This window comes from Serratia sp. SCBI, from assembly GCF_000747565.1.
GTDB classification, from domain to species: domain Bacteria; phylum Pseudomonadota; class Gammaproteobacteria; order Enterobacterales; family Enterobacteriaceae; genus Serratia; species Serratia ureilytica.
Genome location: NZ_CP003424.1, coordinates 4,395,002 through 4,420,629, shown reverse-complemented (window position 1 = coordinate 4,420,629; position 25,628 = coordinate 4,395,002). Strand labels below are relative to the sequence as shown.

At 61.6% G+C, this 25,628-nt stretch carries 24 protein-coding genes and 1 tRNA gene; 11 read left to right on the top strand and 14 right to left on the bottom strand.

The window, feature by feature from the left end; all coding sequences use genetic code 11:
• Position 1 precedes the first annotated feature (1 nt).
• The 4 genes from SERRSCBI_RS20605 to SERRSCBI_RS20590 are packed head-to-tail and all read right to left on the bottom strand — an operon-like array spanning position 2 to position 2,166.
• Positions 2–982 (bottom strand): Gfo/Idh/MocA family protein, encoded by a 981-nt coding sequence (locus SERRSCBI_RS20605; RefSeq protein WP_042785418.1) that lies wholly within the window; start codon positions 980–982, stop codon positions 2–4.
• Positions 983–1,032: 50 nt separating this feature from the next.
• Entirely contained in the window at positions 1,033–1,545 is a 513-nt protein-coding gene (locus SERRSCBI_RS20600; protein WP_042785417.1) for a M48 family metallopeptidase, read from the bottom strand.
• A complete protein-coding gene (locus SERRSCBI_RS20595) occupies positions 1,538–1,861 on the bottom strand; it encodes a HigA family addiction module antitoxin (RefSeq protein ID WP_042785416.1) in 324 nt (107 codons plus the stop codon). The genes SERRSCBI_RS20600 and SERRSCBI_RS20595 overlap by 8 nt, the downstream gene beginning before the upstream one ends.
• 14 nt (positions 1,862–1,875) lie before the next feature.
• Positions 1,876–2,166: a type II toxin-antitoxin system RelE/ParE family toxin gene (locus SERRSCBI_RS20590; protein ID WP_042785415.1), complete on the bottom strand. Its 291-nt coding sequence runs from the start codon at positions 2,164–2,166 to the stop codon at positions 1,876–1,878.
• A 230-nt stretch (positions 2,167–2,396) separates the two neighbouring features.
• On the opposite strand from SERRSCBI_RS20590, the gene rlmG reads away from it, so the two are divergent.
• A complete protein-coding gene (gene rlmG / locus SERRSCBI_RS20585) occupies positions 2,397–3,536 on the top strand; it encodes a 23S rRNA (guanine(1835)-N(2))-methyltransferase RlmG (protein WP_042785414.1) in 1,140 nt (379 codons plus the stop codon).
• 194 nt (positions 3,537–3,730) lie between these two features.
• Here the strand turns inward: rlmG and SERRSCBI_RS20580 are convergent, their stop codons facing one another.
• Positions 3,731–5,752 carry an FAD-dependent oxidoreductase gene (locus SERRSCBI_RS20580; RefSeq protein ID WP_042785413.1) on the bottom strand — a complete coding sequence of 674 codons (2,022 nt, stop codon included), beginning with the start codon at positions 5,750–5,752 and terminating at the stop codon, positions 3,731–3,733.
• Between the two features lie 307 nt (positions 5,753–6,059).
• Here SERRSCBI_RS20580 and SERRSCBI_RS20575 point away from each other — a divergent pair, with 307 nt between their 5' ends.
• Positions 6,060–7,679 carry an ABC-F family ATP-binding cassette domain-containing protein gene (locus SERRSCBI_RS20575; protein ID WP_042785412.1) on the top strand — a complete coding sequence of 540 codons (1,620 nt, stop codon included), beginning with the start codon at positions 6,060–6,062 and terminating at the stop codon, positions 7,677–7,679.
• A gap of 22 nt (positions 7,680–7,701) precedes the next feature.
• Here SERRSCBI_RS20575 and SERRSCBI_RS20570 read toward each other — a convergent pair whose 3' ends face one another.
• The gene (locus SERRSCBI_RS20570) at positions 7,702–9,174 is read right to left on the bottom strand and encodes a PLP-dependent aminotransferase family protein (protein WP_042785411.1); all 1,473 of its coding nucleotides are present in this window, start codon (positions 9,172–9,174) and stop codon (positions 7,702–7,704) included.
• Positions 9,175–9,295: 121 nt separating this feature from the next.
• Between SERRSCBI_RS20570 and SERRSCBI_RS20565 the strand changes: the two genes are divergently transcribed.
• Genes SERRSCBI_RS20565 through SERRSCBI_RS20555 form a run of 3 tightly spaced genes read left to right on the top strand, consistent with a single transcriptional unit; the run spans position 9,296 to position 13,328 of the window.
• Positions 9,296–10,561, top strand: coding sequence for a 4-aminobutyrate--2-oxoglutarate transaminase (locus SERRSCBI_RS20565; protein ID WP_042785410.1), 1,266 nt, complete (start codon positions 9,296–9,298; stop codon positions 10,559–10,561).
• A gap of 12 nt (positions 10,562–10,573) precedes the next feature.
• Positions 10,574–12,028 carry an NAD-dependent succinate-semialdehyde dehydrogenase gene (locus tag SERRSCBI_RS20560; protein ID WP_042785409.1) on the top strand — a complete coding sequence of 485 codons (1,455 nt, stop codon included), beginning with the start codon at positions 10,574–10,576 and terminating at the stop codon, positions 12,026–12,028.
• Between the two features lie 58 nt (positions 12,029–12,086).
• Positions 12,087–13,328, top strand: coding sequence for an amino acid permease (locus SERRSCBI_RS20555; protein WP_042785408.1), 1,242 nt, complete (start codon positions 12,087–12,089; stop codon positions 13,326–13,328).
• Positions 13,329–13,401: 73 nt separating this feature from the next.
• Here SERRSCBI_RS20555 and yfcF read toward each other — a convergent pair whose 3' ends face one another.
• Positions 13,402–14,037 (bottom strand): glutathione transferase, encoded by a 636-nt coding sequence (gene yfcF / locus SERRSCBI_RS20550; RefSeq protein WP_004937171.1) that lies wholly within the window; start codon positions 14,035–14,037, stop codon positions 13,402–13,404.
• Positions 14,038–14,200: 163 nt separating this feature from the next.
• Here yfcF and SERRSCBI_RS20545 point away from each other — a divergent pair, with 163 nt between their 5' ends.
• On the top strand, positions 14,201–14,917 hold the full coding sequence (locus tag SERRSCBI_RS20545; protein WP_042785407.1) for an HPP family protein: 717 nt from the start codon (positions 14,201–14,203) through the stop codon (positions 14,915–14,917).
• Here the strand turns inward: SERRSCBI_RS20545 and aac(6') are convergent, their stop codons facing one another.
• A complete protein-coding gene (gene aac(6') / locus SERRSCBI_RS20540; protein WP_042785406.1) occupies positions 14,918–15,358 on the bottom strand; it encodes an aminoglycoside 6'-N-acetyltransferase in 441 nt (146 codons plus the stop codon).
• A 122-nt stretch (positions 15,359–15,480) separates the two neighbouring features.
• Positions 15,481–15,556, bottom strand: a tRNA-Ile gene (locus tag SERRSCBI_RS20535).
• 146 nt (positions 15,557–15,702) lie between these two features.
• Between SERRSCBI_RS20535 and mug the strand changes: the two genes are divergently transcribed.
• Both mug and SERRSCBI_RS20525 read left to right on the top strand, forming a co-directional pair.
• Positions 15,703–16,191 (top strand): G/U mismatch-specific DNA glycosylase, encoded by a 489-nt coding sequence (mug, locus tag SERRSCBI_RS20530; RefSeq protein WP_033644588.1) that lies wholly within the window; start codon positions 15,703–15,705, stop codon positions 16,189–16,191.
• Between the two features lie 16 nt (positions 16,192–16,207).
• Positions 16,208–16,675: an ester cyclase gene (locus tag SERRSCBI_RS20525; protein WP_042785405.1), complete on the top strand. Its 468-nt coding sequence runs from the start codon at positions 16,208–16,210 to the stop codon at positions 16,673–16,675.
• A 56-nt stretch (positions 16,676–16,731) separates the two neighbouring features.
• Here the strand turns inward: SERRSCBI_RS20525 and rpoD are convergent, their stop codons facing one another.
• The 3 genes from rpoD to rpsU all read right to left on the bottom strand — a co-directional run bounded on the left by rpoD (position 16,732) and on the right by rpsU (position 20,831).
• Positions 16,732–18,573: an RNA polymerase sigma factor RpoD gene (gene rpoD / locus SERRSCBI_RS20520; protein WP_025304326.1), complete on the bottom strand. Its 1,842-nt coding sequence runs from the start codon at positions 18,571–18,573 to the stop codon at positions 16,732–16,734.
• Between the two features lie 157 nt (positions 18,574–18,730).
• Positions 18,731–20,479, bottom strand: coding sequence for a DNA primase (gene dnaG, locus SERRSCBI_RS20515; protein ID WP_033651286.1), 1,749 nt, complete (start codon positions 20,477–20,479; stop codon positions 18,731–18,733).
• Between the two features lie 136 nt (positions 20,480–20,615).
• On the bottom strand, positions 20,616–20,831 hold the full coding sequence (rpsU, locus tag SERRSCBI_RS24360) for a 30S ribosomal protein S21 (protein ID WP_001144069.1): 216 nt from the start codon (positions 20,829–20,831) through the stop codon (positions 20,616–20,618).
• 324 nt (positions 20,832–21,155) lie between these two features.
• Between rpsU and tsaD the strand changes: the two genes are divergently transcribed.
• Positions 21,156–22,169, top strand: coding sequence for a tRNA (adenosine(37)-N6)-threonylcarbamoyltransferase complex transferase subunit TsaD (gene tsaD, locus SERRSCBI_RS20510; RefSeq protein WP_004937199.1), 1,014 nt, complete (start codon positions 21,156–21,158; stop codon positions 22,167–22,169).
• A gap of 30 nt (positions 22,170–22,199) precedes the next feature.
• On the opposite strand, the gene plsY is transcribed toward tsaD, so the two are convergent.
• On the bottom strand, positions 22,200–22,844 hold the full coding sequence (gene plsY, locus SERRSCBI_RS20505) for a glycerol-3-phosphate 1-O-acyltransferase PlsY (RefSeq protein WP_033644590.1): 645 nt from the start codon (positions 22,842–22,844) through the stop codon (positions 22,200–22,202).
• A gap of 107 nt (positions 22,845–22,951) precedes the next feature.
• Between plsY and folB the strand changes: the two genes are divergently transcribed.
• Positions 22,952–23,311, top strand: a complete 360-nt coding sequence (gene folB, locus SERRSCBI_RS20500; RefSeq protein ID WP_015379095.1) for a bifunctional dihydroneopterin aldolase/7,8-dihydroneopterin epimerase — start codon at positions 22,952–22,954, stop codon at positions 23,309–23,311.
• Positions 23,312–23,443: 132 nt separating this feature from the next.
• Positions 23,444–24,268, top strand: a complete 825-nt coding sequence (bacA, locus tag SERRSCBI_RS20495) for an undecaprenyl-diphosphate phosphatase (RefSeq protein ID WP_042785403.1) — start codon at positions 23,444–23,446, stop codon at positions 24,266–24,268.
• Positions 24,269–24,308: 40 nt separating this feature from the next.
• On the opposite strand, the gene SERRSCBI_RS20490 is transcribed toward bacA, so the two are convergent.
• On the bottom strand, positions 24,309–25,553 hold the full coding sequence (locus SERRSCBI_RS20490) for a multifunctional CCA addition/repair protein (RefSeq protein ID WP_033644593.1): 1,245 nt from the start codon (positions 25,551–25,553) through the stop codon (positions 24,309–24,311).
• Positions 25,554–25,628 lie beyond the last annotated feature (75 nt).

Below are 25,628 nucleotides of genomic sequence, written 5' to 3'. Positions count from 1 at the left end.
CTCATTCTCCGTCGGCGGGGAAGACGACGCCGGTCTGGCGGCGGATATCGGTCAGCAGGCGGGCGACGATCAGCGAATTCTCCAGCCCCGGATGTTCCACCCGGTGATTTTCCACCAGCTCGGCGAAGGCCAGCGCTTCATACAGCATGGTGTTGATGTGCTGCGGCTGGCTCAGATCCTGGCGGTTGCCGCCGCGCGGCGTCAGCGCCACGCCCTGACACTCGGAAATCTTGTCGATAATCAGCGTGCCTTCCTCTCCCTGGATCTCGCTGGGGATCGCCGAGTCGCTGACCTTGGAATGGGAAAGCGTGACGTCGAAATCGCCGTAGTTCAGGCAGACGGTGCCGTGGGCGTCCACGCCGGTCTCCAACAGCGTGGCGCCGGCGAGCACCGACTGCGGCGCGCCGAACAGCGCCACCGCGCTGGCCAGGCAGTAGTAGCCGATATCCATGATGGAGCCGTTGGAGAACTGCGGGTTAAACGTGTTGGGGTTCTCGCCGGCCAGGTAGCGCGGGTAGCGCGAAGAGTATTGGCAGTAGTTGATGAAGGCTTTGCGCAGCCGGCCGACTTTCGGCAATGCCTGCTGCAGCGCCAGAAAATTCGGCAGATAGGCGCTTTTGAACGCTTCGAACAGCACCACCTGATTTTCCCGCGCGCAGGCCGCCAGCTGTTCCGCTTCGCGCTGGTTGGAGGCCAGCGGTTTTTCACAGATCACGTGCTTTTTATGGCGCAGGAACAGCAGCGATTGCGGGCAGTGCAGGGAGTTGGGGCTGGCGATATACACCGCGTCTATGGCATCGGACTGGGCCATTGCCTCGAGCGAGTCGAAAAACTGCGTGACCTGATAGTTGGCGCCAAACGCCTGCGCCTGTTCCAGGGAGCGTGAATACACGGCGCTCAGCTTGAGTTTGCCGCTTTCATGGGCGGCATCGATAAAACGTTCCGTAATCCAGTTGGTGCCGACGACGGCAAAGCGAATCATGGCGAACTCCGGTCCAGGCTTAAAACCGCAGATTATCACGCCCTCATTCGCTATGCATACAGCTCGCCGAACAGCGAAAGGTGCGTCAGATACAGCCGGGTATCGAACTCCAACTGGTGGTAATCCGGCTCCATATGGCAACACAGGCTGTAGAACGCCTTGTTGTGATCTTTCTCTTTCAGGTGCGCCAGCTCATGCACCACGATCATGCGCAGGAACGGTTCGGGCGCGACCTTGAACACCGTCGCCACGCGAATTTCCGCCTTGGCTTTCAGCTTGCCGCCCTGCACGCGGGAGATGGCGGTGTGCAGGCCCAGCGCGTGCTTCATGACGTGGATCTTGCTGTCGTAGGCCACCTTGCTCAGCGGCTGGGCGTTGCGCAGATACTGGTTTTTCAGATCGACGGTAAACTGATACAGCGATTTGTCGGTGGTGCAGTCGTGCACCTGCGGATAGCGCTGCAGCAGCACGTCTCCCAGCCGGTTCTGGTGGATCAATTGCTGCACCTGGCTTTGCAGATGCGCCGGGTAGCCTTGCAGGTAGGCGAGTTCGATGTCATGCATGAGTGATATTGCGTCCCAGTATTTCTTTAATTGGCCGCAGCCGCACACGCTGCGCATCGGCCTGTCTGGCTTCCCAGCGATCGTGTGCCGCCTGCAGGTTTAGCCAAAAGTCGGCGGTCGTTTCGAACAGATCGGCAAACAGATTGGCCTCGGCAACGCTCATGCGTCGATGCCCGTTGCACAGGCGATTGACGGTGGCGCGGGTGACGCCCAATACCTTTGCCAGTTCTTCTTGGCCGATGCCTAACGGCGTTAAATATTCTTCCTGCAGCACTTCTCCCACCGTGGTGGGTTCGCGAGACGTGGTTTCCAACATAGGTTCCCCCTCGTTCAGGTATCTTGGTGAGGATCGAGGTAAATTTTTTCGGCGGCATCATGCCGCCACTGGAACATCAGCCGCCAGTGCATATTGACGCGCAGACTCGACCATCCCTGAAATGGCCCGGATAGCCGCTTGTAATAGTTACCCTTGGGGTGATGCAAATCACGCTCTTGCTGCGCGGCGGCTAACATATCGAGCTTTCTGGCCAACTGCCGCTCGAGCGCGCCGGGGATAAGACGGCTGCGCCTGCCTTCCAGATAGAACTGCTCCAGATAGCGATCGCGGAAAGATTTAATCATGCTTTCCCCCTTCCATAGGGACTGGCAGTGTAACATTTAAAGTTACACCCCGTCAGGTTAAAAAAACATCGGCATGGGTGCTCGGGAGGGAAAGGTTAATGTTGTTGAAGGAGAAAAGGGGCGCAGGTTTTCAGATACGCGGCGCAATACGCAATTTATCCGAAAAAACATTTTACTGACGGGCGTTTTTAGGGGATAAACAGCCCAAATTTTATCAGTCAGGAGGGGCAATGAGCCAACTCGATCTGGGAACACAGCAACTTGAGCTGGAGCGTTATCCCCAACACGAAGAATCCACCCAACTGCAGGCGTGGGAAGCGGCGGACGAATATCTGCTGCAACAGCTTGAAAACGTAGATATCGGCGGCCGCCCGGTGCTGATTTTCAACGATAACTTCGGCACCCTGGCCTGTGCGCTGCACGCGCATCGTCCTTACAGCGTCAGCGACTCGTACATGAGCCAGCTGGCGACGCGTCACAACCTCAAGCTCAACGGTCTGGATCCTGAGCAGGTCACGCTGTTGGACAGTCTGGCCGAGCTGCCGGCGGCGCCGGCGGTGGTGCTGATTCGCGTGCCGAAAGCGCTGGCGCTGCTGGAACAGCAGCTGCGCGCGCTGCGCCACGTCGTGACCGAAGACACGCTGATCGTCGCCGGCGCCAAAGCGCGCGACGTGCATACTTCGACGATGCAGCTGTTTGAAAAGGTGCTGGGCCCGACGCGCACCAGCCTGGCGTGGAAGAAGGCGCGCCTGATCTTCTGCCAGGCGGCGGACATTGTCCCGCCGGCGGCGGCGGAAACCACCAACTGGACGCTGGACGGCACCGATTGGCTGATCCACAACCACGCCAACGTCTTCTCGCGCGGCAGCCTGGATATCGGCGCGCGCCTGTTCCTGGAGCATCTGCCGCGCGGCCTGAATGGCCATATCGTCGATCTGGGCTGCGGCAACGGCGTGATTGGCCTGACGGCGCTGGCGCAGAATCCGGACGCGCAGGTGACTTTCGTCGATGAATCCTACATGGCGGTGGCCTCCAGCGAGCTGAACGTGGAGCACAACCTGCCGCAAGAGCTGGACCGCTGCCAGTTTGAGGTGAACAACGCGCTGGCGGGCATCGAGCGCGAAAGCGTGCAGGCGGTGCTGTGCAACCCGCCGTTCCACCAGCAACACGCCATTACCGATCACACCGCCTGGCAGATGTTCTGCGACGCCAAGCGCTGCCTGCAAGTGGGCGGCGAACTGCGCATCGTCGGCAACCGTCACCTCGACTACCATCAGAAGCTCAAACGTCTGTTCGGCAACTGCACGCTGGTGGCCTCGAACAAGAAGTTCGTGATCTTGAGAGCGGTGAAATCCGGCGCGCGTCGCTGAGCGTGAATAACAAGGGGCGCGATGCGCCCCTCAGGCTGTAGACAAAGGGGGAAAAAGCGTGGTTTTTCCCCCTTTGTGGTTATCAGCCGAAAATCAATAAATTGATTTTCCTTGTTTTCTATTCGCTGCTCTCTGCCACCCCGGCATAGGGATGAGGTTTGTCATCAATATCAGGGGCGCGGTGCGCCCCTTTTTTACAGCGCCATCGCCAGCCGCGTGCCCTGATCGATCGCGCGGCGGGCGTCCAGCTCGGCGGCCACGTCGGCGCCGCCGATCAGATGCACGGTTTTCCCCATCGCCAGCAGCGGCTGCTGCAGTTCGCGGCGCGGTTCCTGCCCGGCGCAAATGACCACCGTGTCCACCGGCAGGCAGCTGTCTTGCTCGGCGCGGGTGATGTGCAGCCCTTCATCGTCGATCAGCCGATAGCTGACGCTATTGAGCATCTTCACGCCGCGCATCGCCAGGCTGGCGCGGTGGATCCAACCGGTGGTTTTCCCCAGGCCTTCGCCCACCTTGCTGGTTTTGCGCTGCAACAGGTAGATCTGCCGGGCGGCGCATGGTGCCTGCGGGCCTTGCGCCGCCAGCCCGCCGCGTTGCTCAAGGCGGCCGTCGATGCCCCATTCGCGGTTGAATTCCGTCTGATCCAGGCTGCTGGAGACGCCGTGCTGGCTAAGGTACTCGGCGGTGTCGAAGCCGATGCCGCCGGCGCCGATGATCGCCACCCGCTGGCCGACCGGTTTTTTATCGCGCAGCACATCCAGATAGCTCAGCACCTTGGCGTGCCCGATGCCGGGAATATCCGGGGTGCGCGGCACGATGCCGCAGGCGAGGATCACCTCATCGAATTCGCTTAAATCCGCCGCCTCGACTTTGGCGCCCAGTTTGACCGTCACTTCACGCAGCGCCAGCTGACGGCGGAAGTAACGCAGGGTTTCATGGAATTCTTCCTTGCCGGGGATCTGCTTGGCGATGTTGAACTGGCCGCCGATCTGCTCGGCGGCGTCGAACAGCGTCACCTGATGACCACGGCTGGCGGCGGTGGTGGCAAACGCCAGCCCGGCGGGGCCGGCGCCGACCACCGCCAGTTTTTTCGGCTTTTCCGCCATTGTCAGCGGCATTTCGGTTTCACGGCAGGCGCGCGGGTTGACCAGACAGGAAGTCAGCTTGCCTTCAAAGATCTGGTCGAGGCAGGCCTGGTTGCAACCGATGCAGGTATTGATCTCGTCGGCGCGCCCCTCGGCGGCTTTTTGCACAAAGGCGGCGTCAGCGAGGAACGGACGCGCCATCGATACCATGTCGGCGCAGCCGTCCGCCAGCACCTGCTCGGCCACCGCCGGATCGTTGATACGGTTGGTGGTGATCAGCGGGATGCTGACCTTGCCCATCAGCTTGCGGGTCACCCAGCTGAATCCGGCGCGCGGCACCATGGTGGCGATGGTCGGAATACGCGCTTCGTGCCAGCCGATGCCGGTATTGATGATCGTGGCGCCCGCCTGTTCGATCGCCAGCGCCAGCTGCTCGATCTCCTGCCAGCTGGAGCCGTCTTCCACCAGATCGAGCATCGACAGCCGGTAGATCAGAATGAATTCCGGGCCCACCGCCTGGCGTACAGCCCTGACGGTTTCGACGGCGAAGCGCATGCGGTTGGTGAAGCTGCCGCCCCATTGGTCGTCGCGCTGATTGGTGCGCGTCGTCAAGAATTGGTTGATCAGATAACCCTCGGATCCCATCACCTCAACGCCGTCATAGCCGGCCTGCTGCGCCAGCGCCGCGCAGCGGGCGAAGTCGGCGATAGTCTGCTCGATCTCCGCTGCGCTGAGCGCGCTCGGCGTAAACGGGTTGATCGGCGCCTGCAGCGCGGAAGGGGCCACCAGCTTGGGTTGATAGCTGTAGCGGCCGGTGTGCAGGATCTGCAGCGCAATTTTGCCGCCCGCCCGGTGGACGGCTTCAGTCACCGGGCGGTGGTGAGGCAATTGCTCCTCGCTGTTGAGGATCGAACCGCCGCGAAACACCACGCCCTGTTCGTTCGGGGCAATGCCGCCGGTGACGATCAGCGCCACGCCGGCGGCGGCGCGCTCGGCATAGAACGCGGCCAGGCGCTGCGGGCCGTCGGGCAGCTCTTCCAGGCCGGTATGCATCGATCCCATCAGCACCCGATTTTTCAGGGTGGTGAAGCCGAGATCCAGCGGCGCCAGCAGGTGAGGGTAATTGCTCATTGCACTCTCCATCGGGTGAAATCGGGGCCCGTTGTTATAATTATGTGAATACAAGTGGTCGGATGAGATAAATCTAGCCGTTGTCGCGCCGCTTGGGAATTTGCGTTGCGCCGAATGTGATAGATGTCATGAATCTCAGACTCTGTTTGCATAACGAACAAAAGATCGGTTAGCCTTTACGCGTTGTAAATTCCTTCTCTCTGCGGAGCCATTACCGAAAATGAACACCCACACCTGTTGATATCGTGTCCCACGCTGTGCGCTCTCGCGCCCTGTGGGGATGTTTTGATCTCATTCAGGAGTGCTTATGGCTCATTCAGCGCAGTCCCCTTATTTCGTTTTACATCAACTGACCTGCCAATTTGCTGACGGCGAAACGCTGTTCGGCCCGCTGGATCTCGCTTTCGACCGGCAGCGCTGCGGCCTGGTAGGGCGCAACGGCGTCGGCAAAACCCAGCTGCTTCGCCTGATCGCCGGGCTGGATCAACCGGGCAACGGGCACGTCGAATCTCATGCCGCAGTAGCTTACGTTGCACAGCAACCGGAGATCGCCGCGGACACCACGCTGGCCCAGCTGTTGGGCTATGGCGAGGCGTTCGCCGCGCTGGCGCGTCTCGAGCAGGGGCGGCCGCTGGCGGACGATATCGATCGTCTGGAAGGGCGATGGGATCTCCACGATCGCCTGCAAAACGCCTTCGCCGCCGCCGGGCTGCCGGCCTTCGATCCGTTGCGATCCGCCGGTTCGCTGAGCGGTGGCGAGCGGATGCGCGCGGCGCTGTGCGGCGCCTTGCTCGGCGAGGCGGATTTTCTGCTGCTGGACGAACCGACCAACCACCTCGACAGCGTCGGGCGCGCCTGGCTGTATCAGCAGCTGGATCAGTGGCGGGGCGGGTTGCTGATCGCCAGCCATGACCGGCAGCTGCTGGCGCGCATGGAGCGCATCGTCGAATTGACGCCCGGCGCGCTGCGCAGCTACGGCGGCAACTATGATGACTACCGTCGCCAGCGCGATACGGAGCAGCAGGCGGCGCGCTCCGATCTGGAGCATGCGCGCGAGGAGCGCCGCCGTACCCGCGCCCGCCAACAGAAAGAGCACGACATGAGCCAGCGGCGCTCGGCGCAAACGCTGCGCGTCGTCGATACGCTGAATATCGCCTCTTTCGAGCGGGTGGCCTACAAGTCGGCGGCGAAAGAGAGCCTCGGCACGCTGCGCAAACAGCATCAGGATCGGCGCGACAGCCTCGATGCGGCGGTGCGCGAAGCCTACCAGCGGGTGGAAGAGGAACAGCCGGTGTTGCTGGCGCTGCCGGGCAGCGAAGTGAACGCGAACAAGCAGGTGCTGGTGCTCGAGCGGCTGCAGCTGCCGTTCGTCAGCGCGCCGCCGCTCGATCTGCGTATCGACGGCCCGATGCGCGTGGCGTTGACCGGCCCCAACGGCTGCGGTAAATCCACCTTGCTGAAGACTATTCTCGGCCGGCTGGCGGCGCTTTCCGGCCATTGTCATTGTCCGCTGTCGACCGCCTACCTCGATCAAACCCTGTCGCAGCTCGACCCGGGCCTGTCGGTGATGGAGCATCTGGGGCTACAGGATTCGCCGTTGGCGGAAGGCGCGCTGCGCACCCGGCTGGCGCAGTTGCAGCTTGGCGCGGATCGCATCGCGTTGCCGCTGGGCTCGCTGAGCGGCGGTGAACGGCTCAAGGCGGCGTTGGCCTGCGCGCTGTGGCGGCGACAACCGGCGCAGCTGCTGTTGCTCGACGAGCCGACCAACCACCTGGATCTGGCGTCGTCGTTGGCGATTGAAACCGCGCTGGCGGATTTCCCCGGCGCGATGCTGGTGGTGTCGCACGACGAAGACTTCCTGCAGGCGCTGCGGCCGACGCACCGCCTGCACCGACAGGCGGACGGCTGGTGGCTTCAGGCCTGGTGAGGCAGGTGGGCGGCGCTCTGACTTAGTGCGGGGCGTTGATGCAGGCCAGCAGTTGGGTGAAGGCGGCGGCCATCTGCTCTTCCGGCACGCAGGCAAAACCCATCAGCAGGCCGCGCCGCCGATTGGGCAGCATGTAGTAGCGCGACAGCGGCCGCACCAGCACCCCTTGCGCGCCGGCGGCGGCGGCGATCGCCACGTCGTCGGCCTCGTCCGGCAGGTTGAGGATCAGGTGCAATCCGGCGTTGCTGTTGAACTCGCTGAGCGCCTGTTTGCCGAGGTGCCGTTCGATCAAGCCGGTCAGGAAGGCGCGCCGCCGGGCGTACAGCAGCCGCATGCGGCGGATATGCGCGGTGTAGTGCCCCGCCTGGATGAACTCCGCCAGCGCGCTCTGGATCAGCAGGTGCCCGCCGCGGTACAGCTCGGCGTGGGCGGTTTTCAGCGCCTGCACCAGTGGCGGCGGCAACACCACATAGCCGAGGCGCAGCGCCGGGTAGAGTGTTTTGCTGAAGGTGCCGATGTAAATCACCGGCGCGTCGGCTTCCAGCCCCTGCAGCGCCGGGATCGGTTGGCCGGAAAAGCGGAATTCGCTGTCGTAGTCGTCCTCGACGATCCAAGCGCCGGCGTTGCGCGCCAGCGCCAGCAGCCGTTGGCGGCGCGCCAGGCTCATCACCGAGCCGAGCGGATACTGGTGCGACGGGGTGACGAAGATCAGCCGCGGCGGGTTGGTCGGCTGCTCCGGCGGCACCAGCCCGGCTTCGTCCACCGCCAGCGGGCAGATGTTCAGCGCATTGATGCGCAGAATATTGCGGATCCCCCAATAGCCCGGCTCTTCGATCCAGGCGTCATCCCCCGGATTGCACAACATGCGCGTCACCAGATCGATCGCCTGATGGATGCCCTCGGTGATCAGGATCTGTTCCGGCGAACAGCGCACCGAGCGCGCCACCCGTAAATACTCCACCAACGCATGCTGCAGCTCCGGGCTGCCGCCCTGATTGCTGTAGGTCAGCCGCTGCGGCGTCGGGCGGCGGCTGAGGCGCGCCTGGATCTTGCTGAACAACTGATGGGGAAAGGCGTTGACGTCAGGGACGCCGGGAATGAACGCCCCCCACTGTTTGGGGCTGGCGCTGGCGTGGTGCAGCAGCGTGGCGCCGCGCGCCGACAGTTCGACGCGTCGCGGTTGCCCGCTGCCGTCCGCCGGGGCGCCGCCGGTGGAGAGGCAGCTGTCCGGCACCGTGTCGGCGACGAAGGTGCCGCTGCCGGCGCGCGCCGACACGTAGCCTTCCGCCAGCAGTTGTTCATAAACGGTTAACACGGTGTTGCGGGACAGGCTGAGCTCCTGCGCCAGATCGCGTGAGGCGGGCAGGCGGCTGGAGGGCGGCAGGCTGCCGTCGAGAATGCTGGTGCGGATCGCGTTGTAAAGCCGCTTGTGCAGCTTGTCATCGGGCTGTTCGCCGAGGCGCTGCAGCAACAGATCACCACTCAATGAGCGCAATTGGATCCCTCAATTATTCGTAACTGGCACTCGATTATAGGGCCACATCCTGTGTAAATAAACGGCATTGTTTCACGAATGTGAACGAAACGTGTAACTGGCACCGACCGGAGAGAACAGCATGAAAAACGCAGAATTGAACCAACGCCGTCAGGACGCCACCCCGCGCGGAGTGGGCGTGATGTGTGGTTTTTACGCCGAGCGCGCAGAGAACGCCACGCTGTGGGATGTGGAAGGCAAAGAAGTGATCGACTTTGCTTCGGGGATCGCCGTGCTGAACACCGGGCACCGTCACCCGAAGGTGATCGCCGCAATTGAAAAGCAGCTGCAGGCCTTCACCCACACCGCCTATCAGATCGTTCCTTACGAAAGCTATGTTTCTTTGGCGGAGCGCATCAACCAGCGCGCGCCGATCGCCGGTCCGTGTAAAACCGCTTTCTTCACCACCGGCGCGGAAGCGGTGGAAAACGCGGTGAAGATCGCCCGCGCTTACACTGGCCGTCCGGGCTTGATCACCTTCGGCGGCGGCTTCCACGGCCGCACCTATATGACCATGGCGCTGACCGGCAAAGTGGCGCCTTACAAACTGGGCTTTGGCCCATTCCCCGGCTCGGTGTTCCACGGCCAGTACCCGAACGCGCTGTACGGCGTGACCACCGAAGACGCGATGAACAGCCTGGATCGCCTGTTTAAAGCGGATATCGATCCCAAACAGGTGGCGGCCATTGTGCTGGAGCCGGTGCAGGGCGAGGGCGGTTTCAACGTGGCGCCGGCCGATTTCATGCAGGCGCTGCGCGCGCTGTGCGACCAGCACGGCATCCTGCTGATCGCCGACGAAGTGCAGACCGGCTTCGCCCGTACCGGCAAGCTGTTCGCCATGGAGCACTACAGCGTTAAGCCCGATTTGATCACTATGGCGAAAAGCCTGGCGGGCGGCATGCCGCTGTCGGCGGTGGCGGGCCGCGCCGAGGTGATGGACGCGCCGGCGCCGGGCGGGCTGGGCGGCACCTATGCCGGTAACCCGCTGGCGGTGGCCGCCGCGCACGCGGTGCTGGACGTGATCGACGAAGAGCAGCTGTGCCAGCGCGCTCAGCGCTTGGGTCAGCACCTGGTGGAAGTGCTCCAGCAGGCGCACAAAACCAGCCCGGCGATCGCCGATGTGCGCGCGCAGGGATCGATGGTGGCGGTGGAGTTCAACGATCCGGTTACCGGCAAGCCTTCGGCGGAGATCACCCGTCAGGTGCAGCAGAAGGCGATGGAGGAAGGGCTGCTGCTGCTGAGCTGCGGCGTGAACGGCAACGTGATCCGCTTCCTCTACCCGCTGACCATCCCGGACGATCAGTTCACCAAGGCGATGGGCATTCTGTCCCGCGCGCTGGCCCACTAAGGAGCGATCGGCATGAAATTGAATAATCCCGAGCTGTTGCGCAGCCAGTGTCTGATCAACGGCGAATGGTGCGATGCCCTGAGTGGCAAACGCGAAGCGGTGATCAACCCGGCCACCGGCGCCGAACTGGCCAGCATTCCGCTGGTCAGCGAAGAGGAAACCCAGCAGGCGATCGCGGCGGCGCAGCGGGCGCAAAACGACTGGAAACAGCTGACCGCCAAGCAGCGTTCCGCGCTGCTGTTGGCCTGGGCCGACAAGGTGCTGGCCGCACAGGAAGATCTGGCGCAGCTGATGACTGCCGAGCAGGGCAAATCGCTGGCGGAAGCACGCGGTGAAGTGGCGTACGCCGCGTCGTTCATCACCTGGTTCGCCGAAGAGGCCAAGCGGGTGGACGGCGCGGTATTGCAGGCGCCGCAGGCTTCGCAGCGTCTGGTGGTGGTGAAGCAGCCGATCGGCGTGTGCGCGGCCATCACCCCGTGGAATTTCCCGGCGGCGATGATCACCCGCAAGGTGGCGCCGGCGCTGGCGGCCGGTTGCGCCATCATCGTCAAACCGGCCGAGCAAACGCCGCTGACCGCGCTGGCGCTGGCCAAGCTGGCACAGGACGCCGGCATTCCCGCCGGCGTGTTGCAGGTGGTGACCGGCGAAGCGGCGCAGGTGGGCAGAGTGCTGTGCGACAGCCCGGTGGTGCGCAAGCTGAGCTTTACCGGTTCGACCGAGGTCGGCCGCATCCTGATGGCGCAGTGCGCGCCGAGCATCAAGAAACTGTCGCTGGAGCTGGGCGGCAATGCGCCGGTCATCGTGTTTGACGACGCCAATCTGGACGCGGCGGTGGCGGGCATCATGGCCTCCAAATTCCGCAACAGCGGCCAGACCTGCGTGTGCGCCAACCGTATCTACGTGCAGGACGGCATCTACGAGCGGCTGGCGGAGAAACTGGTGGCGGCGGTCGAGCAGTTGAAAGTGGGAGACGGCAGCCAGGAAGGCACCACCCAGGGGCCGCTGATCGACAGCGATGCGGTGGCGAAGGTGCAGAGCCATATCGACGACGCGCTGATCAAAGGGGCGCAGATCGCCACCGGTGGCCAGCCGCACGCGCTGGGCGGCACCTTCTTCCAGCCAACGGTGGTGACCGGCGTGACGCAGAAGATGCGCTTCGCCAAAGAAGAGACCTTCGGGCCGGTGGCGCCGCTGTTCCGCTTCCATGACGAGGCAGAAGCCATCGCCATGGCCAACGACACCGAATTCGGCCTGGCCGCCTACCTGTTCACGCAGAACGCCGCGCGCCAGTGGCGCGTGCCGGAGGCGCTGGAGTACGGCATGGTCGGCATCAACACCGGGCTGATTTCCAACGAAGTGGCGCCGTTCGGCGGCGTGAAACAGTCAGGGCTCGGGCGTGAAGGATCGCGCTACGGGATAGAAGAATATCTGGAGCTGAAATACCTGTGTATCGATGTGAGCTGTTGAGCGTCAGGACGTTAACCCATCCCGGCGGCCAGCGTCGCCGGGCGATAAAGGATGATGCATGTCTGATAATATCTCTGTTTCTCCGGCGCTTGCCGCCGGGGTGCGAGCACCTGCACCCGCCAAATCGTTAAGTTTCCTCGAAGGGGTGGCGATGATCGTCGGCACCAACATCGGCGCCGGGGTGCTCTCCATCGCCTACGCCTCCAGCAAGGCCGGCTTTCTGCCGCTGCTGTTCTGGCTGGTGCTGGTGGGAAGCCTGACCACCATCACCATGCTGTACGTTGCCGAATCCACGCTGCGCACCCGCGCGCATCTGCAGCTGAGCGGGCTGGCGAAGCGCTACGTCGGCGGCCTGGGCGCCTGGCTGATGTTCGCTTCGGTGTGCGTCAACAGCGTTGGGGCGCTCACCGCCTATATGACCGGCAGCGGCAAGCTGCTGCAATCGCTGTTCGGCATCTCGCCGGCGCTGGGCAGCCTGCTGTTCTTCGTGCCCGCCGCCGGCGTGCTGTACCTCGGTTTGAAAGCGATTGGCCGCGGCGAGAAGTTCATCAGCATCGGCATGGTGGTGATGTTGACCGCCCTGGTGGCGGCGACGCTGCTGAAAGACACCACCCAGATGCGCAACCTGTTAGACGGCGACTGGCGCTATATGGTGCCGGTGTTCAACGTGGTGGTGTTCTGCTTCTCGGCGCAATACATCGTGCCGGAAATGGCGCGCGGCTTTGCCGACAAACCGGAGCAACTGCCGAAGGCGATCATTGTCGGCATGGTGGTGACGTTCATTTTGCTGGCGGCGGTGCCGATGTCGGTGATTGCGCTCAGCGGGCTGGATGACATCTCCGACGTGGCCACCATTTCCTGGGGCCAGGCGCTGGGGCAGTGGGCGTTCTTCTCCGCCAACATCTTTGCGCTGTGCGCGATGCTGACCTCGTACTGGGGATTGGGCGGCAGCTTTCTGACCAATATTTTCGACAAGTTTAGGCTGGGCAACGACGAGCTGCCGCTGCGCCGTTTCGGCGTGCTGCTGCTGGTGGTGGTGCCGCCGTTCGTGCTGGCCTACAGCGGGCTGGTGTCGTTCGTCAACGCGCTCTACTTCGCCGGGGTGTTCAGCGGGGTGATCCTGTCGATCATGCCGATGCTGATCCTGCGCGGCGCGCGCAAACACGGCGACCAAACCCCACGCTGGCAGTGTAACTGGATCACGCATCCGCTGCTGCAGATCAGCATTGTGTTGCTGTACCTGGCCAGCGCGGTGTACGCCATCGCTTCATTGTTAGGCTATCTGCCCTCTGGATGGTGATTTGCCTTCCCTCAAGCAGTGATGTTGTTTCTCGGCATTGAGAACGGCGGCGTCGTGGCCGCCGATTTTTTTCTCACGCGCGCCGTTTTTCCGACAATGCCAGCCAGGCCTGCACCGACGGGCGCTGCCACTGCTTGTGCGCATAGTGGCGCACGCGCTCCGGCACCGGATCGCCGTGCATCACCAGCCGGTTGAGCATCAGCGCCAGATCGGTGTCGGCGATGCACCACTCCCTGAACAGATTATCCTGCCCGTGGCTCAGCAGTTTTTCCACGGCGGCGATCAGCTTGCGCGCGGCCTCCTGCGCGGCTTCGGACAGCGGCGGGAACTTGCCGTTGTTGAACACCACCTCGGTCGAGCGCTCGGCGCGGATCGGCAGCAGATCGCTGCGCAGCCAGGCCTGGATCTCGCGCGCCTTGGCGCGCAGCTTCACGTCGCGCGGGTATACGGCGTGGGCCGGGTGGATGTCTTCCAGGTATTCGGCGATCGCCGAAGACTCCGAGAGCTGGAACTCGCCGATCGCCAGCGTCGGCACCCGGCGGGTGAGCGACAGCGCCGCGTAGGCCGCCTCTTTGTTCTCTTCTTTCGCCAGGTCCACCGGCTTCACGGTGAACGGAATGCCTTTTTCCGTCAGCACGACAAAGGCGGACATGGCGTACGGGCTGAAAAATTCACTGTCGGTGTAAAGCTCGGTGATCGGTTGAGACATCGGCGGTTCCTCGGGGTTAAGGGGGGGAACATTCATCATTGTTGAGGGGAGGCTAAAAATCAATCTGTTAGCCTAAAAGTTCTTTTATGACGCGGCGGACGGCGGCGCTGGCGCGACGTGATATATTTGTTGCCAACACGTGAATTGAGCCGTATCGGGTAACATGAAGACGCAGTGGATAGAACGGGTAAGAGTGGGAGTTGCGCGCCTGTGGCCGCACCCGCTGGCGGTGGGCAAGCGAGAGATGCTGATTTCCAGCGTCGGCGCCGGTTTGGGGCTGATGCTCGCCGGCTGGATCAGCCACTTTATTTTGGGTGAGGTGAACCTGTGGTTTATCGCGCCGATGGGCGCTTCGGCGGTGCTGCTGTTCGGCGTGCCCAACAGCCCACTGGCGCAGCCCTGGTCGATCGTCGGCGGCAATGCGCTGGCGGCGACGGTGGGCGTCAGCGTCGGTCTGCTGATCCCCGATCCGGGCCTGGCCTGCGGCGCGGCGGCGGCGGTGGCCATCGGCCTGATGTTCAAGCTGCGCTGCCTGCATCCGCCGGGCGGCGCGGTGGCGCTGACCGCCATCCTCGGCGGCCCCGGCATTCACCAAATGGGCTATCACTTTGTGCTTTACCCGGTGCTGCTGAACTCGGTGCTGCTGGCGGTGCTGGCCATTCTGTTCAATAACCTGGCCGGGCGACGCTACCCGCACGCGCTGGCGCCGGCGGAGGCCAAGCCGGCCAATCTGCCGATCGATGCCGTTGCCATCACCCGCGCCGATCTGCACGAGGCGCTGATGGAGGGAGATCTGTTCGATATCGACGAGGACGACCTGCAGGAGATCCTGCTGCGCGCCGAGCAGCTGGCGCATCAGCGGCAAAGCAAGGCCGCCTGATCAGCCCAGCGTTTTGCGGTAAAACACCACCCGCTCCGTTTCTGCAAAGCCCAGCGCCGCATGCAGGCGCTGGGAGTCCAGATTGGCGATGTCGGTATCCGACGCCAGCTCGCTGCACCCCTGCTGCTTCGCCCACTCCTGCACCTGCGCGATCAGGCGCGCGGCCCAGCCCTGGCGGCGGGCGCGTTCGACGGTGTAAATCCCTTCCAAAAACGCCACTGGCGACGATTCGCAGCCGTTGACGTAATCGTAGCGCAGCGCGATCTCGGCAAAGCCAACGAAAGCGCCGTCCAGCCCCCGCGCCATAAACGCGGTGTGGTGCGGCGAAGCCAATATCTCGCGCATTTCTGCGCGGTGTTCTTCCAACGGGCTGGTGGGCCACAGCGCCGAGCGCAGTGCCAGCCAGGCGTCGAGGTTGTCGTGGTCGCAGTTGACGATCATGCAGGGTCCTTTTGAGTCGAAATAAATCAGGAATGCCGAGAGGGAAGTGTGGCACGGCGGCGGGAAACAAAAAAGCCATCCCGGACAGGATGGCTTGTAAGGCTGTGAAAACAGCTAAAATTTGGTGGCCCCTGTTGGGTTTGAACCAACGACCAAGCGATTATGAGTCGCCTGCTCTAACCACTGAGCTAAGGGGCCAAGCCGCGAGATTATAGGGAATCCTTAAGCGGCGGTCTACTGTTACCCGCCCGTATGTTGCTTTTCTGCACAGTTCTAGCCTGTTGTAATTGCTGGCGGATTTTGCGATAACCGCAGTAAATCCCTGCAATGGACTCACGATACTCATGGAACTTCTGGCGCCTGGCCTGCGGGTGGTGTTTTGCGGCATCAACCCCGGCCTTTCTTCCGCCCATCAGGGCTACCCTTTCGCCAACGGCAGCAACCGCTTCTGGAAGGTGATCCATCAGGCAGGCTTTACCGAGAGCCAGTTGGCACCGGAGCAGTGGCAGCAGCTGAAGGATAACGGCTGCGGCATTACCGCGCTGGTGGCGCGCCCGACGGTGGCGGCCAGCGAGCTGTCGCGCGACGAGTTGCGCAGCGGCGGTGAGGCGCTGCAAGAGAAGATCCTGCGCTACCAGCCGCGCGCGCTGGCGATTTTAGGCAAGCAGGCGTTCACCACCGCCTTCGGGGTGAAAAACGCGCCCTGGGGCAAGCAGGCGATGATGCTGGGGCAAACCGAGGTGTGGGTATTGCCCAACCCCAGCGGCTTGAACCGCGCCACGTTGGAGCAGCTTACCGCCAGCTATCGCGAGCTGTTCCTGGCGCTGCAATGACATAAGGGAGTATGCGATGACATCGATAATGAAAGGCTGTGTGATGGCGCTGTTATTGGTGACCGGCGCTGCACAGGCGGGGCATTCGCCACAGGAACATTCGCCACAGGAAGCGCGCAACAAGCAGAACGTGCTGGAGTTTTATCGGCAGGGGCTGAACAACAAGGATTTTGCGGCGGCGCGGCCGTTTTTGGGCGAACAGTACAAGCAGCATAACCCCAACGCCAAAGACGGCGTGGCGGGTTTTCGTCAATTTGTCGAGCTGCTGAAAACGCGTTATCCCAACTCGCACAGTGAGGTAAAACAGGCGTTCGTCGACGGTGACTATGTGATTTTGCATGTGGAAGTCAGCGGGCGCGAGGCCGGTAAAACCGCGGCGATCATCGATATCTTCCGTCTCGACAGCGCCGGAAAAATCGTTGAGCACTGGGACGTGACGCAGCCGGTGCCGGAGAAAACCGCCAGCGGCAACAGCATGTTCTGAGGCATAAAAAAAACCCCGGCAGGCCGGGGTTTTTGTTTTGAGTGCAACCGCCGGACTTAGTCGTCCAGGAAGCTGCGCAGCACTTCGGAGCGGCTTGGGTGACGCAGCTTGCGCAGCGCCTTGGCTTCGATCTGACGAATACGCTCACGGGTAACGTCAAACTGCTTGCCAACCTCTTCCAGCGTGTGGTCGGTGTTCATGTCGATGCCGAAACGCATGCGCAGCACTTTCGCTTCGCGCGCGGTCAGGCCGGCCAGCACGTCGTGGGTGGCGGAACGCAGGCTTTCCGAAGTCGCGGAATCCAGCGGCAGCTCGAGGGTGGTATCCTCGATGAAGTCGCCCAGATGCGAATCTTCGTCGTCGCCGATCGGCGTTTCCATCGAGATTGGCTCTTTGGCGATCTTCAGCACCTTGCGGATCTTGTCTTCCGGCATCAGCATGCGCTCGGCCAGCTCTTCCGGCGTCGGCTCGCGGCCCATCTCTTGCAGCATCTGGCGCGAAATACGGTTGAGCTTGTTGATGGTCTCAATCATATGCACCGGAATACGGATGGTGCGCGCCTGGTCGGCGATGGAGCGGGTGATAGCCTGACGGATCCACCAGGTGGCGTACGTCGAGAACTTGTAGCCGCGGCGGTATTCGAACTTGTCTACCGCTTTCATCAGGCCGATGTTGCCTTCCTGGATCAGATCCAGGAACTGCAGGCCGCGGTTGGTGTATTTCTTGGCGATGGAAATAACCAGACGCAGGTTGGCCTCAACCATCTCTTTCTTCGCGCGGCGGGCTTTCGCTTCACCGATCGACATGCGACGGTTGATGTCTTTGACCTGCTCGATGGTCAGGCCGGTTTCTTCTTCGATCTGACGCAGTTTCTGCAGGCTGCGCTGCACGTCTTCAGCCACGTCTTTCAGCTTTTCCGACCATGGCTTGGCCATCGCCAGCGCCGCTTCGAACCAGGAGTCGCTGGTTTCGTTGCCGGCGAACAGGGTGACGAAGTTTTTCTTCGGCATTTTGCACTGTTCAACGCACAGCTTCATGATGATGCGTTCCTGGGTGCGAACGCGGTCCATCATGGTGCGCATGCTGTTGACCAGGAAGTCGAACTGTTTCGGCACCAGGCGGAACTGCTTGAACACTTCAGACAGCTTCAGGATCTCGTCCGCGGCGCTGGCGTGGCTGCGGCCGTTCTTTTTGATCACCAGACGCGTCGCTTCATACTGATCGCGCAGTTCGGCGAACTTCTGACGCGCCAGCTCAGGATCGATGCTGTTGTCGTCTTCGGTGTCGTCGTCTTCGGCATCCTCATCTTCTTCGTCGTCGTCTTGCTCTTCGCTCGACAGTTCGGAACCGATGTGGGTCGCGGTTGGGGCGATGTCCTCTTCCGCGTTAGGATCGACGAAGCCGGTGATCAGATCGGACAGGCGCGCTTCGCCCGCTTCGACGCGATCGTACTGCTCAAGCAGGTAGGTGATGGCTTCCGGGTATTCGGCAACCGAGCACTGCACCTGGTTGATGCCGTCTTCGATGCGCTTGGCGATGTCGATTTCGCCTTCGCGTGTCAGCAGTTCGACGGTACCCATTTCGCGCATGTACATGCGCACCGGGTCGGTGGTGCGGCCGATTTCGGATTCCACGCTGGACAGAACCTGTGCGGCGGCTTCTTCCGCATCTTCGTCCGTGCTGTTCGAGTTTTCGGCGAGCAGCAGGTCATCGGCGTCCGGTGCTTCTTCCATCACCTGGATGCCCATGTCGTTAATCATCTGGATGATGTCTTCGATCTGATCGGAGTCGACGATATCTTCCGGCAGATGGTCATTGACCTCAGCATAGGTCAGATAGCCTTGCTCCTTACCACGGGTGACAAGTAGCTTCAGCTGTGACTGCGGGTTTTGCTCCATAAGACGGTATCCACACTTCAGAGTATTTAGGTTGGTGTCGGTCGGCGAAACCGCCAACAATAGCATTTGGGGCGTTTTCGTTATCGCCGCGGCCCACTATGGCGGCACTGTGCAGGGCTCTGCCCTCGCAATTATCGGCACTTAAGCCGTTTGGTATTCAGTTTTTCTTCGCTAAAACCTGGTTGAGGGAACGGACTTCTTCACGTTCCTCCGGGCTCAGGCCGCGCGTTCTGGCCTGCGCGATCAGCGTTTCCAGCCGTTGCTCGAGCACCGAGTCGTACAGGCTGGCCAACGTATCCAAAAAAGTCTGTTCGACCATGTCCTCAACGATCATATGGTTCCAGGTCGCCAAGGTTTCAAGCTGCTGGCTGAATTTGTTGTCGCGATACAGCTCCAGCAATTGCCCGGTTGTCAGGCCCGGCTGCGCCAAACAGGTCTGCACCAGTTCGACGAACAGCGGCAATCCCGCCTGTTTGGTCTGCTCCAACCCTTCCAGCGAAGGGATAAGTGTAGCCAACTGCGGATTTTGCACCAGTAACCCTATCAGTATACGCATGGTTGTGCGTTTTAGCTGGGGCGCCTGATAAGGATTCGCATTTTCAGCCTGCTTGGGCATCAGCTTGTCGAGCTGGCTGTCGTCCAGCAGCCCCAGCTTGTTGCCGAGCTCCTGACGCAGGTACAAGCGCAACGTTTCGCCCGGCACCTGAGTAATCAGCGGCAGCGCCAGCGTGCTCAGCTTGGCGCGCCCGTCCGGGCTGCTCAAATCCACCTGCGGCAGCAGGCTTTCGAACAGGAAAGTGGACAGCGGTTGCGCCTGCTCCATTCGCTGTTCGAAGGCTTCTTTGCCTTCCTTGCGCACCAGGGTGTCCGGGTCTTCGCCGTCGGGCAAAAACATGAACCGCAGCTGGCGCCCGTCGTTCAGGTACGGCAGCGCGGTTTCCAGCGCCCGCCAGGCCGCTTCGCGGCCGGCGCGGTCGCCGTCGTAACAGCAGACGACGTTGTCGGTGGCGCGGAACAGCAGCTGAATGTGTTCAGCCGTCGTCGAGGTTCCGAGCGAGGCGACGGCATAATCGATGCCGAATTGCGCCAACGCCACCACGTCCATATACCCTTCCACCACCAGCAGCCGCTGCAGGGTTGGGTGATTCTGCTGTGCTTCATACAGGCCATACAGCTGGCGGCCCTTATGGAAAACTTCGGTTTCCGGCGAGTTCAGGTACTTGGGCATGCCGTCGCCCAGCACGCGGCCGCCGAAGGCGATGACGCGCCCGCGCTTGTCGCGGATGGGGAACATCACCCGTTCGCGGAAACGGTCGTACGAACGCCCCTGATCGTTAGTCACCAGCATGCCGGCATCGTTCAATGCGCGGCGCGAGTCGGTGTCGCGGCCGAAACGCTTCAGGGCGTTGTCCCATCCCGCCGGCGCGAAGCCGATGGCGAAATGGCGAATAACGTCGTCACTTAATCCGCGCTGCTGCAAATAGCTGCGCGCCGGTGCCCCGGAGGACTGCTGCAGTGACTGTTGATAGAACGCGCTGAGCTGTTCCATCAGTTGGTATAGGCTCTGGCGCTGATGGCGTTCGATCTGGGTCGGCCCGGTGCCCGCTTCGTAAGGCACTTCCAACCCGTGCATGGTCGCCAGCTCTTCGATGGTTTCGACAAACTCGAGTCGGTCGTAATTCATCAAAAAGTCGACGGCGTTGCCGTGCGCACCACACCCAAAACAGTGATAAAACTGCTTTTCGCCATTAACGGTAAATGAAGGCGTCTTTTCGTGGTGGAACGGACAGCACGCGTGGTAGTTCTTGCCTTGCTTCTTGAGCTTCACGCGGGCGTCGATCAAATCGACGATGTCGGTGCGAGCCAGCAAGTCATTGATAAATACGCGCGGAATTCGTCCAGCCATAAGCCCTTACTTCATTAGCCTATAAACGAGAACAAGCCGCGCATTCCTTTCGGAAAGCACGGCCTTCGTATGCAACTACTCGGTCTGCGCGATTTTGAAAATCAGAAATTCACGCGGTGGGGTTGCCCCCGAAGAATTAATACAGACGAGTGCGGCGTGCGTTTTCGCGAGCCAGTTTCTTCGCGTGACGTTTCACAGCAGAAGCTTTAGCGCGTTTACGTTCGGTAGTTGGTTTTTCATAAAACTCACGACGACGAACTTCAGCTAAAACACCCGCTTTTTCGCAAGAGCGTTTGAAACGACGCAGAGCAACGTCAAATGGCTCGTTTTCACGTACTTTAATTACCGGCATGTGCCTCTCACCTCAATAAAATTCGGTTTGCTGCTGGCCAAGCGCCAGCCTTTTCAAAATGGTGCGGAATTTTACTCCAATGGATGCTGCTTTGTAAAGCATCACCGCAAATTGAAACCCGCGTCGCTCTGCCGCAACGTGCGCAATTTTGCACCGGGCGCTGATTATAGACTAATCAGAAAAAATGCTCGTGTTTAATCGCTCGGGCATTTTCTGGATGAATCATCGACATAGGCGCAAGCCGGTGACAAGATGCGCCGCATCGGCGGTAAATGCGGCGGAATGTGGTAGACTGGCGGCCGCACGTGAATGATGGGAAATGTAATGCGAGTACTGGGTATAGAAACGTCCTGCGATGAAACCGGAATTGCAGTGTATGACGATCAAACCGGTTTGTTGGCCAACCAATTATACAGCCAGGTGAAGCTGCACGCCGACTACGGCGGCGTGGTGCCGGAACTGGCCTCCCGCGATCACGTGCGCAAAACCGTGCCGCTGATTCAGGCGGCGCTGAAAGAGGCCAACCTGACCCCGGCCGATATCGACGGCGTGGCTTATACCGCCGGGCCGGGCCTGGTAGGCGCGCTGCTGGTCGGCGCTACCGTCGGGCGTGCGCTGGCGTTCGCCTGGAACGTGCCGGCGGTGCCGGTGCACCACATGGAAGGCCACCTGCTGGCGCCGATGCTGGAAGATAACCCGCCGGCGTTCCCGTTCGTCGCGCTGCTGGTCTCCGGCGGCCACACCCAGCTGATCAGCGTCACCGGCATTGGTGAATATGAACTGCTGGGCGAGTCGATCGACGATGCCGCCGGCGAAGCGTTCGACAAAACCGCCAAGCTGCTCGGCCTGGATTATCCCGGCGGGCCGATGCTGTCGAAGATGGCGCAGCAGGGCACGGCGGGGCGTTTCACCTTCCCGCGGCCGATGACCGATCGTCCGGGGCTGGACTTCAGCTTCTCCGGCCTGAAAACCTTCGCCGCCAACACCATACGCTCCAACGGCAACGACGATCAGACGCGTGCCGACATCGCCCGCGCTTTCGAGGATGCGGTGGTGGATACGCTGGCGATCAAATGCAAACGCGCGCTGGAGCAAACCGGCTTCAAACGCCTGGTGATGGCCGGCGGCGTGAGCGCCAACCGCACGTTGCGCGCCAAACTGGCGGAGATGATGCAGAAACGCGGCGGGGAAGTGTTCTATGCCCGCCCGGAATTTTGCACCGACAACGGCGCGATGATCGCCTATGCCGGCATGGTGCGGCTGAAGAGCGGCGCCAACCCGGAGCTGAGCGTGTCGGTGCGGCCGCGCTGGCCGCTGGCGGAACTGCCTGCGGTATAAAACAAAGGGCCGGATTATCCGGCCCTTACGTTATTCGTCTTTCGGCTGGTCGCCGTTATCCTCATCCGCGTCGTTTTTCTTCTTGCGGAACTTGCCCCAAATCTTGCCTTCCTGGCCGCGCCACAGGCGCTGAATATTGTCGTGATGCCGCATCAGGATCAGGCAGGAGAGCATCGCCACTGGGAAGGTGAACTGCGGTTTGAACCACCAGACGTAGAACGGGGCGATCAGCGCGCTGACGATGGCGCCGAGCGAAGAGTAGCCGCTGAGCAACACCGTCAGCAGCCAGGTGCCGGTCATCAGGCCGGTCAGATCCCAGCCGATAGGCGCGATGGCGCCAAACGCCGTCGCCACGCCTTTACCGCCGCGGAAGTGGAAGAACACCGGATAGATGTGCCCAAGACAGGCGGCGATTGCCGTCAGGCCCAGATACAGCGGCGGTACATTGAGTTTGTAGGCCAGCCAGACCGGCAACATCCCTTTCAGAATATCGAACACCAGCACCGCCGCCGCCGCCAGCCGGCCGCCGATGCGCAGGACGTTGGTCGCCCCGGGATTTCCTGAGCCATGCTCACGCGGGTCCGGCAGCCTGGCGATCCGGCAAACCAGGATCGCGCTCGAAATCGAGCCGCACAGATACGCGAAGATAATCATGCCAAGCGCGGTAGCACTCATAACGCGGTTCCGTTTAATAATGGTCGTTTTACTCGCAACATCTATGGATAATACGCACATTCCGCTGGAAGTGGTATCCGGCAAGGCCAAAAACAGAGAATGACGTGATGGATATCGTATTTATTGAAGAGCTTACCGTAATTACCACCATTGGCGTTTATGAGTGGGAACAGGGCATTCGTCAGAAGCTGGTGTTCGATATCGAAATGGGCTGGGATAACCGGCCGGCCGCCGCCAGCGACGACGTAAATGACTGTCTGAGCTATGCCGACGTCAGCGATGCCGTGATCCAACACGTGGAGTCGAACCGGTTCGCGCTGGTGGAGCGCGTGGCGGAGGAAATATCTGAAATTTTGCTCCAGCGCTTCAATTCCCCCTGGGTCCGTATTAAGGTCAGCAAACCGGGCGCTGTAGCACATGCCAATCGGGTCGGCGTGATCATTGAGCGCGGCACCCGTCCCGCATGATTTTATGTCATCTGCTTGCAACGAAAGACCGTTAACCTGGTCTTAATCCTGAGAATTGTTTTAGCGGCATTGTCTTTAAGCATTGCCGCTTTTTTATGTGATAGCCGTTATTTTATGGGGTGAGCGAAGCACATGGCAGACATGCATTCACTGTTTATTGCGTTTGTTCTTGGGGTTGTCGAGGGATTAACCGAATTTTTGCCGGTTTCTTCCACCGGGCATATGATCATCGTCGGCGAGTGGCTGGGCTTTACCGGCGACAAAGCCAAAACCTTTGAAGTCATTATCCAGCTGGGGTCGATCCTGGCCGTCGTCGTGATGTTCTGGCGCCGGTTGTTCGGTCTGATCGGCATCCATTTCGGCGGCAAGCCGGTGGAGCACGAAGGCAAAACCAGCGGCCAGCTGAAGCTGGGGCACATCCTGTTGGCGATGATCCCGGCGGTGGTGCTGGGGCTGGCCTTCCATGATTTCATCAAGTCGCTGTTTGCGCCGAAAAACGTGATGTACGCGTTGGTGGTCGGCGGCCTGCTGCTGCTGGCGGCGGAATGGCTGAAGCCGAAGAAGCCGAGCGCGGAAGGGCTGGATGACATCACTTACCGTCAGGCGTTCATGATCGGCTGCTTCCAGTGTCTGGCGCTGTGGCCGGGCTTCTCCCGTTCGGGTTCCACTATCGCCGGCGGCATGCTGGTGGGCGTGAACCGCTATGCGGCGTCCGAGTTCTCCTTCATTCTGGCTGTGCCGATGATGATTGGCGCCAGCGGCCTGGATCTGTACAAGAGCCTGCACTTCCTGACCTGGTGCGACCTGCCGATGTTCGCCGTCGGTTTCGTCACCGCCTTCGTGGTGGCGCTGGTTGCGATCAAGACCTTCCTGTCGCTGATCAAACGCATCTCGTTCGTGCCGTTCGCTATCTACCGCTTTATCGTGGCGGCCGTGGTTTACATGGTGTTCCTGTAAGCCTTCACGGCAAGAAAAAACCCCGCTCCGCGGGGTTTTTTTATGCCTGATCGTTGATGATGGTTTGGGTGAGCTTCCACTCGGCCAGCGCCTGCTGGCGGCGGCGTTTGAGCTCGTCGCGGATCGCGGTGCCCTGCAGCCCGCTGGCCACCACCTCTTTAATAGATACCGCGTTCGCCACCTGATACGCCTGACGCAGATAGTCGCCCTGCGGATAGGGATTCTCCTCAAAGCCGGTACGGCCGCGCGCGTCCGCCTCGCTGGTCAGGATCATCTGCTCCAGCCGGTGCGGCTTGCGCCAGACGTCGATGGCGTCGAACAGCTTCAATAGGGTCTCCGGCCGCAGCTTGTTCACGGTGTGGATCAGATCATGGTACTCGGCCACCAGCTTGCTCAGATCGCGCACCGGGTTGGGCACCCGCAGCCGCTGGCACAGCGCCTCAACCAGCCGCACGCCGGCCGGGCCGTGGCCGTGGTGATGCGGCCAGAACTCTTTTGGCGTCAATCCCTTGCCGAGGTCATGGCACAGGGTGGCGAAGCGCACGTCCACCTCCGGCGTGAGGCGGGCGGCGATCGCCAACGCCATCAGCGTGTGCACGCCGGTGTCGATTTCCGGGTGCCACTTGGCGGGAGCCGGCACGCCGAACAGCGCGTCGATTTCCGGGAACAGCACCGCCAGCGCATCGCAGTCGCGCAGCACCTGAAAATAGACCTGCGGGCTCTGGCTTTGCAGCGCCTTTTCCGTTTCTTTCCAGACGCGTTCGGCGGTCAGCGCGGCCAGTTCACCGCTGTGCGCCATCCGGCGCATCAGGGCGAGCGTTTCGTCGGCGATGCGAAAACCCAGATGGGCGAAGCGGGCGGTGAAGCGCGCCACGCGCAGTACGCGCAGCGGATCTTCGCCGAAGGCGTCGGAAACGTGGCGCAGCACGCGCGCCTGCAGATCGGCCACGCCGCCGTAAGGATCAATCAGCTCCCCCTCGGCGGAACGGGCGATGGCGTTGATGGTCAGATCGCGCCGCAGCAGATCCTCCTCCAGCGTGACGTCCGGCGCGGCATAGCAGGTAAAACCGGTGTATCCCTGGCCGGATTTGCGCTCGGTGCGCGCCAGCGCGTACTCCTCGTGGGTGTCGGGATTGAGGAATACCGGAAAGTCTTTGCCGACCTGCTGGTAGCCCAACGCCAGCAGCTCGGCCGGCGTGGCGCCCACCACCACCCAATCATGATCGACCACCGGAATGTCGAGCAGGCTGTCGCGAACGGCGCCGCCGACCAGATAAATCTGCACTGTTGACTCCTGAATATCGTGTAAGGCTCTGTCTATCAGATTACATGAATTGGCCGCGGGATGTCGGCGCCAATG

What these genes read in the sequence shown, in the direction of transcription:
- SERRSCBI_RS20525 (WP_042785405.1), top strand. Translation starts at nt 16,208, where the DNA reads ATGACATCGATAATGAAAGGCTGTGTGATGGCGCTGTTATTGGTGACC.
- dnaG (WP_033651286.1), bottom strand. Translation starts at nt 20,479, where the DNA reads ATGGCTGGACGAATTCCGCGCGTATTTATCAATGACTTGCTGGCTCGC.
- SERRSCBI_RS20575 (WP_042785412.1), top strand. Translation starts at nt 6,060, where the DNA reads ATGGCTCATTCAGCGCAGTCCCCTTATTTCGTTTTACATCAACTGACC.
- SERRSCBI_RS20605 (WP_042785418.1), bottom strand. Translation starts at nt 982, where the DNA reads ATGATTCGCTTTGCCGTCGTCGGCACCAACTGGATTACGGAACGTTTT.
- SERRSCBI_RS20590 (WP_042785415.1), bottom strand. Translation starts at nt 2,166, where the DNA reads ATGATTAAATCTTTCCGCGATCGCTATCTGGAGCAGTTCTATCTGGAA.
- rpoD (WP_025304326.1), bottom strand. Translation starts at nt 18,573, where the DNA reads ATGGAGCAAAACCCGCAGTCACAGCTGAAGCTACTTGTCACCCGTGGT.
- mug (WP_033644588.1), top strand. Translation starts at nt 15,703, where the DNA reads ATGGAACTTCTGGCGCCTGGCCTGCGGGTGGTGTTTTGCGGCATCAAC.
- SERRSCBI_RS20595 (WP_042785416.1), bottom strand. Translation starts at nt 1,861, where the DNA reads ATGTTGGAAACCACGTCTCGCGAACCCACCACGGTGGGAGAAGTGCTG.
- SERRSCBI_RS20555 (WP_042785408.1), top strand. Translation starts at nt 12,087, where the DNA reads ATGTCTGATAATATCTCTGTTTCTCCGGCGCTTGCCGCCGGGGTGCGA.
- SERRSCBI_RS20580 (WP_042785413.1), bottom strand. Translation starts at nt 5,752, where the DNA reads ATGAGCAATTACCCTCACCTGCTGGCGCCGCTGGATCTCGGCTTCACC.
- SERRSCBI_RS20560 (WP_042785409.1), top strand. Translation starts at nt 10,574, where the DNA reads ATGAAATTGAATAATCCCGAGCTGTTGCGCAGCCAGTGTCTGATCAAC.
- rpsU (WP_001144069.1), bottom strand. Translation starts at nt 20,831, where the DNA reads ATGCCGGTAATTAAAGTACGTGAAAACGAGCCATTTGACGTTGCTCTG.
- plsY (WP_033644590.1), bottom strand. Translation starts at nt 22,844, where the DNA reads ATGAGTGCTACCGCGCTTGGCATGATTATCTTCGCGTATCTGTGCGGC.
- SERRSCBI_RS20545 (WP_042785407.1), top strand. Translation starts at nt 14,201, where the DNA reads ATGAAGACGCAGTGGATAGAACGGGTAAGAGTGGGAGTTGCGCGCCTG.
- folB (WP_015379095.1), top strand. Translation starts at nt 22,952, where the DNA reads ATGGATATCGTATTTATTGAAGAGCTTACCGTAATTACCACCATTGGC.
- rlmG (WP_042785414.1), top strand. Translation starts at nt 2,397, where the DNA reads ATGAGCCAACTCGATCTGGGAACACAGCAACTTGAGCTGGAGCGTTAT.
- bacA (WP_042785403.1), top strand. Translation starts at nt 23,444, where the DNA reads ATGGCAGACATGCATTCACTGTTTATTGCGTTTGTTCTTGGGGTTGTC.
- tsaD (WP_004937199.1), top strand. Translation starts at nt 21,156, where the DNA reads ATGCGAGTACTGGGTATAGAAACGTCCTGCGATGAAACCGGAATTGCA.
- SERRSCBI_RS20600 (WP_042785417.1), bottom strand. Translation starts at nt 1,545, where the DNA reads ATGCATGACATCGAACTCGCCTACCTGCAAGGCTACCCGGCGCATCTG.
- yfcF (WP_004937171.1), bottom strand. Translation starts at nt 14,037, where the DNA reads ATGTCTCAACCGATCACCGAGCTTTACACCGACAGTGAATTTTTCAGC.
- SERRSCBI_RS20565 (WP_042785410.1), top strand. Translation starts at nt 9,296, where the DNA reads ATGAAAAACGCAGAATTGAACCAACGCCGTCAGGACGCCACCCCGCGC.